The organism is Geotoga petraea (assembly GCF_900102615.1).
Classification (GTDB): domain Bacteria; phylum Thermotogota; class Thermotogae; order Petrotogales; family Petrotogaceae; genus Geotoga; species Geotoga petraea.
In genome coordinates this window covers 21,007-35,532 of sequence record NZ_FMYV01000003.1, presented here as the reverse complement: position 1 = coordinate 35,532, position 14,526 = coordinate 21,007, and the positions used below count along the sequence as shown (strand labels likewise).

Below are 14,526 nucleotides of genomic sequence, written 5' to 3'. Positions count from 1 at the left end.
CGACTTCTATATTTTTTATTTATAATAATCTTGCAAATCTTTAATATGTTTAGCTTTCTCAACATTTCCCATTTCTAATGCAAGCTCATAAGGAGTTAATCCATCTTCATTTTTTAAATTAAAAAGTTCCAGGGTTATATTCTCTTTACTAACATTTTCTTTAAATTCCACAAAAATATTTTCATTCATTGCATAATAATGTAATAAGTTATTATTCTTACTGTCTAAAATATCAAATCCTTTGTACCTTAAAAAGAATAACGTGCTATTTATATCATTAAAATCATTAAGTTTTAAAAAATACATCAAAGGGATAATCCCTTCTGAATTTTGAATGCTCATTAAGTGCTGAATCTCATCATCTGTAATCATTTTATAAAAATAGCTATTAAAATAGTTATAACTACTACTTCTTGCTAAGAAATGAAAAACATTATTTAATCCAATATCCCCAATTCTTAGTTCAGCAGATCCAATTCCCCTTATACCATAATCAACATCATAATTATTCAATAAAATATATTTTTGAGAAAAGTATTTATCATTTATTACTGCGAAATCTAAAAGACTTCTCCACTGCTTTGAAAACATATTGATTCGTTGAATTTGATTTAAAAAATAATCAATGGTTAATAAATTATCGCTCTCAACAATAAATCTTGCTTCTATATCAAAACCATCAAATATTTCTTTATCTATTAAATCATAATGTTTGTAATAAGGTAAATCTTTGTATTTAAAATCTTCATGCTCGTATATATATTTTATTGTCTTGTAATAATCTGGGTTTATACTGGAAAGTAAAGAATAACCCTCACTATGGCTATAATTAACTCCATAATAATCTATTAAATGTTTTTTCATTGAAAAGCTTGGATTTTCCAAAATAGAAATAAAAATTGGATCTCCAAATGAGTATTTTTTTTCTTTGTCCAAAATTATTCCTTTAGTTTCAAAAAAGCTGAATATTTCTGGATCACTGAAAAAACTTGCAGCCAAACTCAAATACGTATAAGTCTTTTCAGAAAAATCAATTTTGCTATCATTCATTATTTTTTTTACAAACTCTAAATCCCAATTATATTGGATTAGTTTTTCTATTGCCCAACTATCCAGTTCTTTAACATTAAAAAAACTCTTCACAAAATAAAATTTCTCTGGATCATGGGATTGAGCGGCAGCCATAAAATAATTTAAAACACTTGATCTATCTGAAGGAATTTTATCTTTAAAATTATAGGTTATATACTCTATAGTATCTAAAGAACTATATTTGAGAGCTGAGAAAAATAAATTATTAAAATCTCCATCATATTTTTCGAGAAAATCTTCATAGAATAGATTTTTTTCTACAAAATATTCCATCAAATCAATGTTTCTATCCATAGTTTTATATTTTGTTTTAAAAGTTAAATCAATATCATTAACTAAGAAAAAAGCTGAAAATTGTTCTTCAATACCTCTAAAATCATAGTAAAGGGCTATATCTTCAATTGTCCAGAAATTTTCGCTAATTCCTTTTAAAAGGTATTTTCTTGCAAAAAGAAAATACTCATTTTCTATCAAATTATTAATTCTTGAAAAATAAAAATCTTTATCCCTCTTTGAATCAAAAACAAATACTATTTCCATTGCTTTTAATATTTCGTCTCTATTCATTACATAAACAAAATTTTCAAAATAATTTGTAAAAATATGGTTCAAAAGATCATTTTGGTCAAACCTTTCTTCTGTATTGTTTAATTTATCTTTTGTATAATAAATTAAATACAATTCAAAGGAATCTCTTAATGTAGAATAATCATATAAATGGCTAAAATAATTATCTATATACTTTATATCCGGCTCTATACCTTTTTTATACAAATAAAAAAATATTTCTGCTTGTATTCCTCTCACTTTTTCAAAATCATTAAATCCGGAATTAATAGTATCTATATCTATTTTAGATATCAGGAAGTCTATGTATTCTGATTGTATTTCCATATCAATATCATTGCTAAATGAAAGCAAAATTTTTTCATAGGAATTTTCTTTTTTCAAAAAATCATCTATGTTAGAAATTTTATGAAGATTCTGAAATGTTTTCAAATCTAATGACGCTAAATATTTGTAAACATCTTTTTCATAAAAATTGAAATCAACCCATAGCCCTTTTTTCTCAAGATAATTAATGACTTCTATAGAATTCCCCTTATCAATAGAGTCTACTATCCCTTTAAATACATCACTTTTTAGAATACTTTCTTTATAGTTTGGAATTTTATAAGATTTTGATATTAAATAATCAAAAATATCAAATCTATAATATTCAAGAGCATACTTATATGGAGAATTTATATTTTCCCCGTTAATATCTTTATATCTATTATTCCATCCTTCTTTATAAATACTATTAAGCTTTTTAATAAAATCTAAAGAATAATCTTTTTTTTCGTTAGTAATAGATGCTATTATAAGATCATCCAAATTCTCTGAATATTTACCTCTTTTTTTGAAAGTGTAGTTATATTTATCGATTAATTGAGTGATTTCTTGTTCTTCATAATTATTGTATATAAGATCATAAAAAAGTTCGTCTTTATATTCTTCTGTAACTTCTATTGAAAAAACCATTATGCTAAAAATAAGAAAAAACAATAAAATCATTTTATTCATAATATCCACCACCTCTTTTTGTTCATTATAACACAGAATTTACTCTTTATTGTTATAGTATTTACATTTTTAAATCTTAGTTTTACCATAATTAACTAAATCTGTTACATTGGAGAGATGACAAAATTTTAAAGTCAGAAGAGTCTTCAAAGTTCAAACTAAATATCTTTGATGACAAAAAAGATTTAATGTCTGTGGCTTTTTTTGTAGTATAATTAAACGAGGGGAGATGATCAATTTGTTTATCGATGACAAAAAACTTGTGAAAATTTTAAATAACATAAACAGTGGAGTTTACGCTTTAGACAATAAACGAAATATTTTATTTTGGAATAAAAAAGCTGAAGATATAACAGGATTTTACAGTGATGAAGTAATTGGGAAAAGCTGTAAAGATAACATTCTCGAACACATTAATGAAGCTGGAAGAAATCTTTGCCATCATGGCTGTCCTGTAAGCAGTACACTTGCTGATGGTAGAGAAAGAGAAACTCAAGTTTTTTTACATCACAAAGAAGGGCATAGAATCCCTGTATCTGTAAAAGTTTTCCCTGTTTACGATGATGGTAATATGATCGAAGGAGCTATTGAAATATTCGATGACTTAAGAGAAAAAGAAAAATTTCTGGAAGAAATAAAGAAATATAAAGAAATAGCATATATGGATAGTGGAACTGGAATACCTAACAAAAAATATTTAGAAGATAATTTAACCCGAATAATAAATGAATCGCAAAAATTTAATTACGGCACGGGAATTCTTTTAATTGAAGTTCAAAATATACCAAAAATAAACGATGAACACGGAATTGAAACTGGAGACAGAGTTATAAAAATGATTGCTAAAAATTTAAACGCTAATACAAGAAACTCCGATCTAACAGGCCGATTAGAAGGTAACAAATTTTTGAGTATAGTAAGATTTGTTGAAAAAGACCAATTAAAAATCATAGCAGAAAAATATATAAATACCGCAAACGCCTGTTTTATTATGAAAGATGATAAAAAGATATCCACTGAAATAAAAATCATTGGAACACTTGTAAGAGAAAACGATGACAATCAGACAGTAAAAAAAAGACTTTTTGAGAACCGAAAAAAGGTAACAGATACTTTCAGAATAATATAAATTCAACTATTATAAAGATAAACGTTTTGTTATAATACGTTTATCTTTTTTTATTGTGTTTTTTGACTTCAAATGATATAATTATTATAAATTGGCAATCTTAACTAAAGAGTGATAAAAAAGGAGGATGATTTGAATGCCAGAAAAAAAACAGTTTCAAACTGAAACAAAACAGTTGCTGAATCTTATGATCAACTCTATATATACTCATAAAGAAATATTTTTAAGAGAGTTGATATCTAACGCATCAGATGCCATTGATAAAATGAAATTTGAATCTCTCAAGGACCCGGAAATATTAGAAAACGATACAGTTTTTAAAATATTTATAGATGCTGATGAAAAAAACAAGAAAATAATAATCGAAGATAACGGTATAGGTATGTCTTATGATGATGTTGTTGAAAACCTTGGAACAATTGCAAAATCAGGGACAAAAGCTTTTATGGAACAGTTAAAAAACGAAAAGTCCGATCAAGAAACACTTGAGATGATAGGGCAATTTGGAGTTGGATTCTACTCAGCTTTCATGGTAGCTGACAAAGTCACTGTAGAAACAAAAAAGTGGAATGAAGATAATGGAGTTAAATGGGAATCAGACGGTTCTGGAGAATATGAAATCGAATATATAGAAAAAAAGAATAGGGGAACAAAAATTACTCTTCATTTGAGGAAGGATTTGGAAGATGAAGATAATTTTGCCAAAAAAGAAAAATTAGAAGAGCTAGTCAGAAAATATTCAAACTACATAAGATATCCAATAAAAATGGAAGTAACAGAAACTGATGAAGACGGAAAAGAACAAAAAGAAATAAAAACAATCAACTCTATGGAATCCCTATGGAGAAAGAATAAAGATGATATCGCAGAAGAAGAATACAGTGAATTTTACAAAGAAACATATCATGACTGGACAGATCCTTTTGATGTAATCCATTTTAAAGCAGAAGGTTCAACAGTTGAATTCACATCATTGTTATTCATACCAGCAAGGGCTCCTTTTGACTACTACACAAAAGAATATAAGAGAGGTTTAAGCCTTTATTCTAAAAATGTATTTATCATGGATAAATACGAAGAATTGATACCTTCATACTTTTCTTTTGTCAAAGGATTAGTAGATTCTCCAGACTTCACACTAAACATATCAAGAGAAATTTTACAACATTCAAAAAATATAAAAGTCATGAAAAAAAATATTGAAAAGAAAATTCACCAGGCACTTAAATCAAAAATAAATAACGACAGAGAAAAGTACCAAGAATTCTGGAACGAATTTGGAAGAGGTATGAAAGCTGGGTTATATGAAAACGTGGATAAAAAAGACAAAGTTATGGATCTACTGCTATTCGAAACTTCAAACTCAGAAAAACCTATAACTCTTGATGAATACATAGAAAATATGAAAAAAGACCAAGAAGCATACATATATTACGCTGTTGGAGAGTCAAGAGATAGCATAGACAACTTACCACAAATGGAAGCAGTTAAAGAAAAAGGTTTTGATGTATTATACCTAACAGATCATATAGATGAATTTTTGATTCAAATGCTTCACGACTACAAAGGCAAACAGTTCAAATCTATAAGTTCTTCTGATTTAAAACTAAAAGATACAGAAGAAAAGAAAAAAGAAGAAGAAGAAAATAAAGACTTGTTGGGTAAAATAAAAGAGTTGCTATCTGGAAAAGTTAAAGAAGTTAGATTGACAGACAAACTCAAAAAATCTCCAGTTTGTATAGTAAGTGCTCACGAAGGAATGTCCATAAACATGGAAAAAGTTCTAAAAGAGTTAGATCAAATGCCTTTCAACGCAGAAAAAATATTGGAACTTAACCCAGATCACCAAGTATTCAAAAAAGTTAAAAACATATATGATGAAAATCCAGAATCAGATCTTTTGAAAGACTATGCAGACATTCTCTACAATCAAGCTTTACTAATGGAAGGTATGAAAATTGAAAATCCTTCCGATTTTGTAGAAAAAATAAATAAATTAATGAGTTAATCAAAAAATAAATATTTTTCATTACCTCCAAAGTATTTTCATTTTCACTTTGGAGGTTTTTATTTTGACAAAAATTATTAAAAAATATCCCGTGGAATTCCACGGGATATTAGCAGCAGCACATATTTAAAACTCTTAATAATCTATATGGGATTTTTGAAGGGGTTGATTTTTTTAAATAATTATGGGATAATTTAATCCCGACTATTATTATCAATATTATTTTAGCAATCATTTTTTAAGTTATAATTTCTTTGTGTTTAATATTTTATGTCAATGAGAAAATTTTGAACTATTTAATTTGGTATAATTTATTGAAGAAATTATCGAAAGGGGTGATTAAAATGTGCGGGAGGTTTGTAACATACATACCATTGGAAGATATAATAAAAGATTTTGATATAGACATCACTCTTATAGAGGATTATACTCCAAGTTACAACATCACACCAAGCAACAAGGTAATTTCTATTTATGAAACAGATAAAAAAACAATTTTGAATGAATTTAGATGGGGTTTGATCCCTTTTTGGGCAAAGGATCCATCAATAGGATATAAGATGATAAATGCAAGAGCAGAAACTTTGGAACAAAAGAAGTCTTACAAACCCTTGTTAAAAAATAGAAGATGTGGAATAATATCCAATGGTTTTTACGAATGGAAAAGAGAAGGGAACCAGAAAACACCTTATTATATAAAGCTAAAGAATGACCAGCCATTTTCATTTGCGGGGTTGTATGATATTTGGAAAGACGAGGAAGACAATCAAATTTTTTCATGCACTATAATAACCACCCAACCAAACGAAAAAGTCTCTCAAATACATGATAGAATGCCAGTAATTTTGGATAAAAATCAAACAAAAAAGTGGATCAATTTTGAAAATGACTTTGAATATGTCAAAAACCTGCTTACTTCCAGAAAAAGTGAGGAAATTGAGTTATACCAAGTTAGTAAAATGGTGAATTCACCAAAAAACGACTCAAAACAAAATTTGATACCTGAAAAGGAAAACAAAATATTTTAAAGGAGTTTTTAATAATGAACACAGAAGAAATATTCAATACTTTTGGAGGGACTTTCAATAAAAAAATGGATAACTTTGAAAAGTTTGTCCCAAGACAAGCTATATCAAGATTTTTAGCCAGATACGAACTATTTAAAATGATTAAAGATGTTAAGGGAGATATTATTGAATGCGGAGTATACCATGGCGGAGGAGTTATGGCTTGGGCAAAACTTTCTACAATTTTGGAGCCATACGCTCTATACAGAAACATAATAGGCTTCGATACATTTGAAGGATTCCCAAACATTCATGATGAAGACGCATCAGAATGGAAAAATAGAAACCTCAAAGAAAAAGCATTAAACCCAAATTTCGATGTAAAAAAAGAGCTTGAAGAATTAATAAAAAATTATGATGATAATAGATATCTTGGTAATTTCCAAAAGATTGAACTTGTTAAAGGAGACGCCATAAAAACCATACCTGAATATGTTGAAAAAAACCCCCAACTAACAATATCACTGCTTTTTTTAGATTTTGATCTATATAACCCAACAAAGATAGCTTTAAAATACCTATTTCCAAGAGTTGTTAAAGGTGGAATTGTGGTTTTCGACGAAGTCAACAACAAGCTTTGGCCTGGAGAAACAAAGGCAATATTCGAAAAATTTGGTGGATTCAACAAACTTGAAATCAAAAAATTCAATTTTGAACCAAAAGTTGCCTATATGAAAGTTTAAAAAAATTCAGCTTAAACCAAATTGGTTTAAGCTGAAAAATTTATGTTTATTCCATTTGCAAAATCTGCTGAAAGACCTGAGTTAGAAAAATTCTTCAATAACTTATATAATTCTAATTTCTGTTCCAATTCCTCTCTTTTCTCCGGGTCATTTTCGATTCTTAATTTATTTTCTATGTTCTTAATTTGTTCTTCGACATTTTGTCCTGAACTATTTGAATTGATTTTATTTTCTTGTTCATCTTCTCCCTCAATGCTAAAGGGATCTCTTTTCTGAGTCTGAGAAGAAACCATGTAATTATCTATATTCCTTGCTTCTTCTGCATCTTTTCTATACAATACAACTGCAGTTGATTTGCCTGCAACAGCTGCTAAATAACTTCCTCTTTTTCTAAAAGTTAAATCTATATCTGTATATAAAACTGTTCCACCTTCTTGGGCGGCTTTATTTTTAAATTGTGCTATATTTCTGGCTTCATGAGAAGCTACTCTCATAATACTCATAGATGCAGGAGAAGATAGAGAAAGTCCTCTTTCACCTGGATCCAATCCGTAACCTAAATATGGATTAGATAATTCTGGATTAACTGAATCCATCATAATAATCACCTCTTCAATATTATACCACTTTTTTAAAAATTTTATTTTACCAATTTATAAGAAAATGTTTATAAGTTGTTTTTATAATTGTGATGTTTTTAACTAAAATATATTTTATAATTAATTATATCTGTTTAAAAGAAATTATTTGTGATTAAGCGGTTTTTTCTCCCTCTTGTTAAATTTGACACAAAGTCATTTTTTGTTATATAATGTAATTGAAATTAAGTTATTTTATTCACAAAAAAATAGTGAGGGGGAATATATATGAAAAAAAGTGACTTCATGATCTATTTGAAAGAAAATTTTGTTTCTGATAACGATTTTACAGTTCATTTTGTTTTGACTGACTGTCATGACGGAGTAAATGACAACGAATGTTTTATTTGCCCCGATCAGGTAAGAGTCGAAGATGATTACATCGTTTTATCAGAAAACAATCTTTTTAAATGTTTTAAAAAAAGTGAACTATTTAACAAAATAGAAGAATTAGAAGATAAAGAAATCGTTTTAGAAGATAAAAAAGGTAGATATTTTAGTTTAGACGAAGATTTAGAGGTTATAATAGATGGAAACAGTATGATTTTAGATGTTCCTTTATACAATTATATGGGAAAGCCCGTTTTTCTTTCTTAGGTATATGTGAAAATTATTAGGTGTGAGCGTATCTTCATAGATACGCTCTTTTATTATTTGAAAATATCTTTTTTCAAAACACCGTAATTATCAAAACTAGATTTTACAGTTAGCAAAATGGTGAACAAAACTGACAAAGTGACAGATAAAAATATTGCAAGCATAATGGCTATCTGATACTTAATTGCTGTAGAAGGATCAGATCCACCAAGAATTTGCCCTGTCATCATACCAGGCAAAAACACAACCCCTATAGTAGCCATGCTGGCGACTGTTGGTTTGATAGCCTGTGTAAAAGAATCTTTAAAATATGGGAAAATGGCTTCATAAATACTCGCTCCATTTCCCAGAGCAAACAAATATCTATTTTTATTCCTCTCTATTGATTTATAAAAACTGCCTATTCCAATAATATTTCCTCTAAGGGCGTTCCCAAGAAGCATTCCACCTATAACCACAAAATGTCTTGCCTGCAGCACATCCCCCAAACTCAAAATAAAATAATTGAAATATAGTAAAACTGCTATATTGGCCAGAATCATAGAAGAAAAAACCGGGACAATAAATTTTTTTAACTTTAAATTTGATTCTCTTACAACCGAAAAAGCAGCGAAACCTATCATAAACATTAGCCAAACTATGTTCAATATTTTTATATTCCAAGTAAAGAGATATTCAAGGATAATCGCCATGATAAAAAGCTGAGTTGACATTCTAAAAACAGATATAAATATGTTTTTTATAATATCCAATTTCAAAAAATAAGAAATAGCAACTGGAACAATCAAAAGCAAATAAGCAAACAACAATGCAGTATTACTAATATCAACTGTCTCCATTATAATTCCTCCAAATTGATTATTCTCAGCTTATCTTTTTCCAACCAATGATTGTCATGCGAAATGATTATTTGTGTTTTATCCATCTCATCTACAAAGTAGTCAACAACCTTTTTCTTCATTTTGTTGTCCAGAGAAGAAGTTATCTCATCCAACAAATACAATTCCTTATCCAATAAAATCGAAACAATAATAGATATTCTCTGTTTTTCTCCCCCAGATAAATCTTGAAAATCCTTTTCCAGAATTTTGCTTTCCAAATCAAAATATTCTAATAACTCCACTATTTTATCTTTAGAAATTTCTATATTTTTATTAGCCTTATACCCCATAACCTCAGAAATAAAATCTTTAACTAACCCTCCGGTTATATCATTATCCTGAGTTACAAAAGCTGTATTTTCTCTCAAACCCCATACTGTGTTTTTATCCAATTCTTTACCTTTGTATAAAACATTTCCTTTATCTGGCTCAACAAACCCCAAAATCATCTTCATAATGCTGGATTTTCCAATCCCAGATTTCCCATATATCAAAACTTTTTCTCTTTGTTGAACTTTCAAATTGAATCCATCGAACAAAACTGTGTCATCAAAAGATAAGTGAATATTTCTAAGTTCAACCATGTTAACACCTCAATATTTTTCTTCTAAATTCACTACATATTTTGGTTTCCCGTTATCTAAATAATATTCTATATTTTCAATAGTATATTCAAGCTGATACTTCTTCCCTTCAAAAGAATGAGAAGCTGCGTGTGGTGAAATAACTATATTTTTAAACCTATGAACATTGTACTTTGAAGGGAGCTCGTAAGGTTTTTCAGCATTTGGATAATTGTACCAAGAATCAATTGCAGCTCCTTTTAATATGCCATCATTCAGCCCTTTATATAGAGCTTCTTCTTGAACTATTTCACCTCTTGCAACATTAATGAGAAACTTGTCTTTCAATAATTCAATATTTTCTAAATTTATTGTGCTTTTTGTTTTTTCCGTAAGAGGTAAGGCTATATAAATTATATCTCCAAAATTTAAGGCAGTTGTTAAATCGTCAGTTAAATGGTCAAAATTTTCCATTTCACCGTTTATCTTTCTTTTATAGCCCATAATGTTACAGTTAAACCCTTTCAGAAGTCTTGCTATGTTTTTTCCAATACCACCTGTTCCTAAAATAGAAACATTTTTATTTTGGAGTGATGTCCAGAGATCAAAAGGATTTTTTGAACCGTATCTTCTATGCCATTCTCCTTCTTTCATATCATTGTGAAATTCAACGATGCGCCCCATTACAGCAAGAGATAAAGCTACAGCTCTTTCAGCAACAATAATTCCATTACCATGATTATTTGAAACGATCAAACCTCTCTCTTTAAAATATTCAAAAGGTAGTTTATTTACCCCAGTAAAAGGAATAAAAACAACTTCTAAATTCTTTGCTATCTCCAAAACACTTTCTTTTGGATGACCCCAAACAACTGCATTTATATCTACTATTTTATCTTTTAATTCTTCTTCGTCTTCTGTGTAAAGAAACTCAACTTCTGAATATTTATCTCTAATTTCATCTATCAACTCAGGAAAGTCTTCAAACAAATGTGTGTAAAAAAGTATTTTTTTCATTAATCAAATTCCCCCTTCAGTCTATTTTATCAAAAAAATAGATTTCAAATGAAATATATTGCAATAAAAAATAAAAAGGTGTATTATAAAAGTGAGTGATTAATCACTTATTTATTAAAAAGAGGTGATAAAATGAAAAAAAGTGATAGAACTAAGCAAAAAATAATAGATTGTACAATAGATTTAATTTATAAAAAAGGGTATGATAACACCTCAACTAAATCTATAGCTGAGTGTTCAGAAGTATCAGAGGCAACTATTTTTAAATATTTTAATTCCAAAAAAGATTTACTAAAATCTATATTAAAAGAAATGATAAAAAAATTCAAAAAATATTCAACAGAAGAAATTCTTCCAACTCTAATAAAAAAACACAAAGACCAAAGTATAGAAAAACTTTTAAAAGAAGTTCTTAAAGAAAGAAGTAGTTTTATAGCAAAAAATTTCCCTATTATAAAAATAATACTACAAGAAATGATGGTAAATGAAGAGATAAGAATATTTTTTCTAGACAATATATGGAAAGAAATGGAAAAATTTAGTAATTTTATTTTTGAATTGGGTAAAAAAACCGGGGAATTTAAAAATGTAGATAACAATATAATTAGAAAATTAACATTCGGTGTTTTGATTTACACTGTTATAGAAAAAGCAACTATTGAAAAAAAAGTTAAACCAGAAACCATAGAAATAGAAATGGAAAAAATTGTAGAAACAGTATTAGACGGATTAAGGAGTGATAAAAATGAATAAATACGTTGAATTCGTGAATAAAAACAGGTTGATTTTAACTATAATTTTCATAATTACAATTATTTTCTCATTACTGGGAGTTAGACAAATAAAAGTGGGAAATGATTTCAACATATTCAAAGTTGAAGGTTCTCAATATGAAGAAACCATGAATGAAATGGAAAAATACTTTTCCACAACAGAACAAATATCTTTTATGGTTGAATTTGAATCTAACTCGTTAAATATTGAGATTTTTAATCAAATGGCTAAAATACAGTCAAACATTGAAACAGTAGAAAATATTAAAGCTTTAAATGGTCCTGCTCCAGAAAAAATCCCATTAGATGGATCATTAACAGATATTTCTAATATAAATAAAAATAATATCAATAAATTAAAAGAATACTATAATACTCTTTCTGCTATGTCTCCCTTAGTACAAAAAGAAGGGAAAATTTATGGAATATACAACATTTTTCCTGGAGATAGTTTTGGGTTAGAAGAGATAAATAAAATAGAAAATTTTTTAATAGAGAATAATTATAAATACTACGCAACTGGGGATTTATACATGCAACAAAAAATAGGTGATTATGTAAAAATGATCTTATCTTTTCTACCTCCAGCTGCTTTTTTCTTAATATTTCTTGTTTTTAGAATAAAAATGGGAAACATAAAAGCTACAATACTGGCAGTTCTTCCAGCTGGAATTGGTGCTATATGGACACTTGGATTGATTGGTTGGTTCGGTGGAGAAGTTTCCATAGTGACTGTCTTAGCTCCCATATTCACTATAGTGATTGGTAGTGCTGACGGACTACACTTCATCTCTCATATACAAGAAGCTAAAAATGAGGGTTATGATAGATTATCTGCCATTACTCACACATTAAAAATGGTAGGAATTCCAATGATAGTAACAACAATAACTTCTATAGCTGGGTTCATATCTCTAATGTTTATGAACACAGAAGCAATAAATAACTTAGCTATTTTCGCATCAATTGGAATAGGTTTTGCTGGGATAGCAACTTGGTATATCCTTCCTTTGATATTAACAGGAAAGATAAAAATTAAAACTCATAAAGAAAAAGAAAAAAGTCTATCTACAGGTATAAAAAAATTATGGGGCAAAAAATCTATTATAATTCTTTTTGCACTCTTATTTATCTCTATAATTTTTATTCCTAACCTAAAAAATGAATTCAATCTTCTTATGGTTTATAGAAGTTACACTGATATATACAAAAGTTTCGATAAATTCATGGAAATAAACGGAGGAAGTGTTCCTGTATTTGGACTCATAAAAACAGAAAGCAATATATTATCTAGCGAAAACGCGAAAATAATACTCAACTATCAAAAAGAACTCGAAGAAAAAGAAGCAGTAAGCAAAACAATGAGTGTTTATGACCTTTACTCCGCACTAAATCAAAGATTATTCGGCAAAAAACAACCTGAATATCCAAACAATCAATTACAAATCATGTTAATTAATAACGTCTTGAAACAAGCCCCAACAAATCCTGTAAACAATTTTTTGGCAGAAAATTCAAATACCTCAAGAATGATAATTTTTCCAAAATCATTAAAAAACGCAGATTTAAAAACAATACAACAAATTACTAATAAGTTTGAAAGAGATAGTAATATAAACATTGACGTAACCGGTGTTCAGTATTTAATGTATGATCTCAACCAAAGCATGATAAAAAATCAAACTGGTAGTTTAATAATAGCTTTTAGTTTAATACTATTATTGTTATTTATCACATTGAAAAAAATAATCCCAGCGCTAATTTCTTTAATACCAATAGTATCTACAGTTATAATTCTTTTTGGATTTTTAGCCATATCTGGAATATCTTTAAACCTCATCACAACAACGATATTCTCAATAACTCTTGGGGTTGGAATAGACTACGCTGTTCATTTTACCTCAGTATGGAAAGGTTACAAAGAAAAAGGGTTTACTTCAGAAGAAGCTGCAGATAAAGCATATAAATATACATCTAGACCAATAATTGCAAATGCATTTGGTCTGGCAATTGGACTGTCAGCTATGTTGTTATCACCTCTACAAATCCACGTTTATGTTTCAACAATGATGTGGGTATCAATGATAACAGCTGTATTTTTGAGTCTTTCAGTTCTACCAACTATATTGAGGAAATTGAAATAAATTGCAAAGCAATTCACTTGATTAGAGGATGGATGTTGGAAAAGACAATAATGCTGAAAACCTTTGTATATGTCATCCTGAGAGAGTCACAAAGTGACGAACCGAAGGATCTCATCAGTTAATTTTGCTTTGCAAAATTTGGTTATCCTCTAAATGTTTTAGAGGATTGGCAGCAAAGCTGACGAGGAGTTTAGGAACTTTATAATAAAACAATTTCGAAATATAAAAATTCAAAGTAGGTCGTTTTTTAACCCTCGTTCAACAATAAAATTGATGTACTGCTCATATTATCCATCCATGGATAAATTCGCATGAAAAACATCCGTGTTTTTCAACATCAATTTTTATATTGTTTCACTCAGTAAAAC

At 28.3% G+C, this 14,526-nt stretch carries 12 protein-coding genes; 7 read left to right on the top strand and 5 right to left on the bottom strand.

All coding sequences use genetic code 11. The features are described 5' to 3' along the window. Positions 1-15: 15 nt before the first annotated feature. The gene (locus BLS00_RS04070) at positions 16-2,658 is read right to left on the bottom strand and encodes a hypothetical protein (RefSeq protein WP_091403055.1); all 2,643 of its coding nucleotides are present in this window, start codon (positions 2,656-2,658) and stop codon (positions 16-18) included. 262 nt (positions 2,659-2,920) lie between these two features. Here BLS00_RS04070 and BLS00_RS04065 point away from each other — a divergent pair, with 262 nt between their 5' ends. The 4 genes from BLS00_RS04065 to BLS00_RS04050 all read left to right on the top strand — a co-directional run bounded on the left by BLS00_RS04065 (position 2,921) and on the right by BLS00_RS04050 (position 7,545). Then, positions 2,921-3,787, top strand: coding sequence for a sensor domain-containing diguanylate cyclase (locus tag BLS00_RS04065; protein ID WP_176759836.1), 867 nt, complete (start codon positions 2,921-2,923; stop codon positions 3,785-3,787). A 136-nt stretch (positions 3,788-3,923) separates the two neighbouring features. Then, entirely contained in the window at positions 3,924-5,795 is a 1,872-nt protein-coding gene (gene htpG / locus BLS00_RS04060; protein WP_091403052.1) for a molecular chaperone HtpG, read from the top strand. 344 nt (positions 5,796-6,139) lie between these two features. Continuing rightward, entirely contained in the window at positions 6,140-6,823 is a 684-nt protein-coding gene (locus BLS00_RS04055; RefSeq protein WP_091403051.1) for an SOS response-associated peptidase, read from the top strand. 14 nt (positions 6,824-6,837) lie between these two features. Further along, positions 6,838-7,545, top strand: coding sequence for a TylF/MycF/NovP-related O-methyltransferase (locus BLS00_RS04050; protein WP_091403049.1), 708 nt, complete (start codon positions 6,838-6,840; stop codon positions 7,543-7,545). Positions 7,546-7,571: 26 nt separating this feature from the next. Here BLS00_RS04050 and BLS00_RS04045 read toward each other — a convergent pair whose 3' ends face one another. Beyond that, positions 7,572-8,144, bottom strand: a complete 573-nt coding sequence (locus BLS00_RS04045) for a hypothetical protein (RefSeq protein ID WP_091403048.1) — start codon at positions 8,142-8,144, stop codon at positions 7,572-7,574. A 267-nt stretch (positions 8,145-8,411) separates the two neighbouring features. Here BLS00_RS04045 and BLS00_RS04040 point away from each other — a divergent pair, with 267 nt between their 5' ends. Continuing rightward, positions 8,412-8,780, top strand: a complete 369-nt coding sequence (locus tag BLS00_RS04040) for a hypothetical protein (protein WP_091403046.1) — start codon at positions 8,412-8,414, stop codon at positions 8,778-8,780. Between the two features lie 53 nt (positions 8,781-8,833). Here BLS00_RS04040 and BLS00_RS04035 read toward each other — a convergent pair whose 3' ends face one another. The 3 genes from BLS00_RS04035 to BLS00_RS04025 are packed head-to-tail and all read right to left on the bottom strand — an operon-like array spanning position 8,834 to position 11,241. Continuing rightward, positions 8,834-9,619: an ABC transporter permease gene (locus BLS00_RS04035; protein WP_091403044.1), complete on the bottom strand. Its 786-nt coding sequence runs from the start codon at positions 9,617-9,619 to the stop codon at positions 8,834-8,836. Further along, a complete protein-coding gene (locus BLS00_RS04030) occupies positions 9,619-10,245 on the bottom strand; it encodes an ABC transporter ATP-binding protein (RefSeq protein WP_091403043.1) in 627 nt (208 codons plus the stop codon). Before BLS00_RS04030 ends, BLS00_RS04035 begins: the two co-directional genes overlap by 1 nt. A gap of 9 nt (positions 10,246-10,254) precedes the next feature. After that, the gene (locus tag BLS00_RS04025) at positions 10,255-11,241 is read right to left on the bottom strand and encodes a 2-hydroxyacid dehydrogenase (protein WP_091403041.1); all 987 of its coding nucleotides are present in this window, start codon (positions 11,239-11,241) and stop codon (positions 10,255-10,257) included. A 132-nt stretch (positions 11,242-11,373) separates the two neighbouring features. Between BLS00_RS04025 and BLS00_RS04020 the strand changes: the two genes are divergently transcribed. After that, positions 11,374-11,994: a TetR/AcrR family transcriptional regulator gene (locus tag BLS00_RS04020; RefSeq protein WP_091403040.1), complete on the top strand. Its 621-nt coding sequence runs from the start codon at positions 11,374-11,376 to the stop codon at positions 11,992-11,994. Beyond that, complete coding sequence (locus tag BLS00_RS04015; protein ID WP_091403038.1) at positions 11,987-14,158, top strand: efflux RND transporter permease subunit; 2,172 nt, start codon at positions 11,987-11,989, stop codon at positions 14,156-14,158. Before BLS00_RS04020 ends, BLS00_RS04015 begins: the two co-directional genes overlap by 8 nt. Positions 14,159-14,526: the final 368 nt, after the last annotated feature.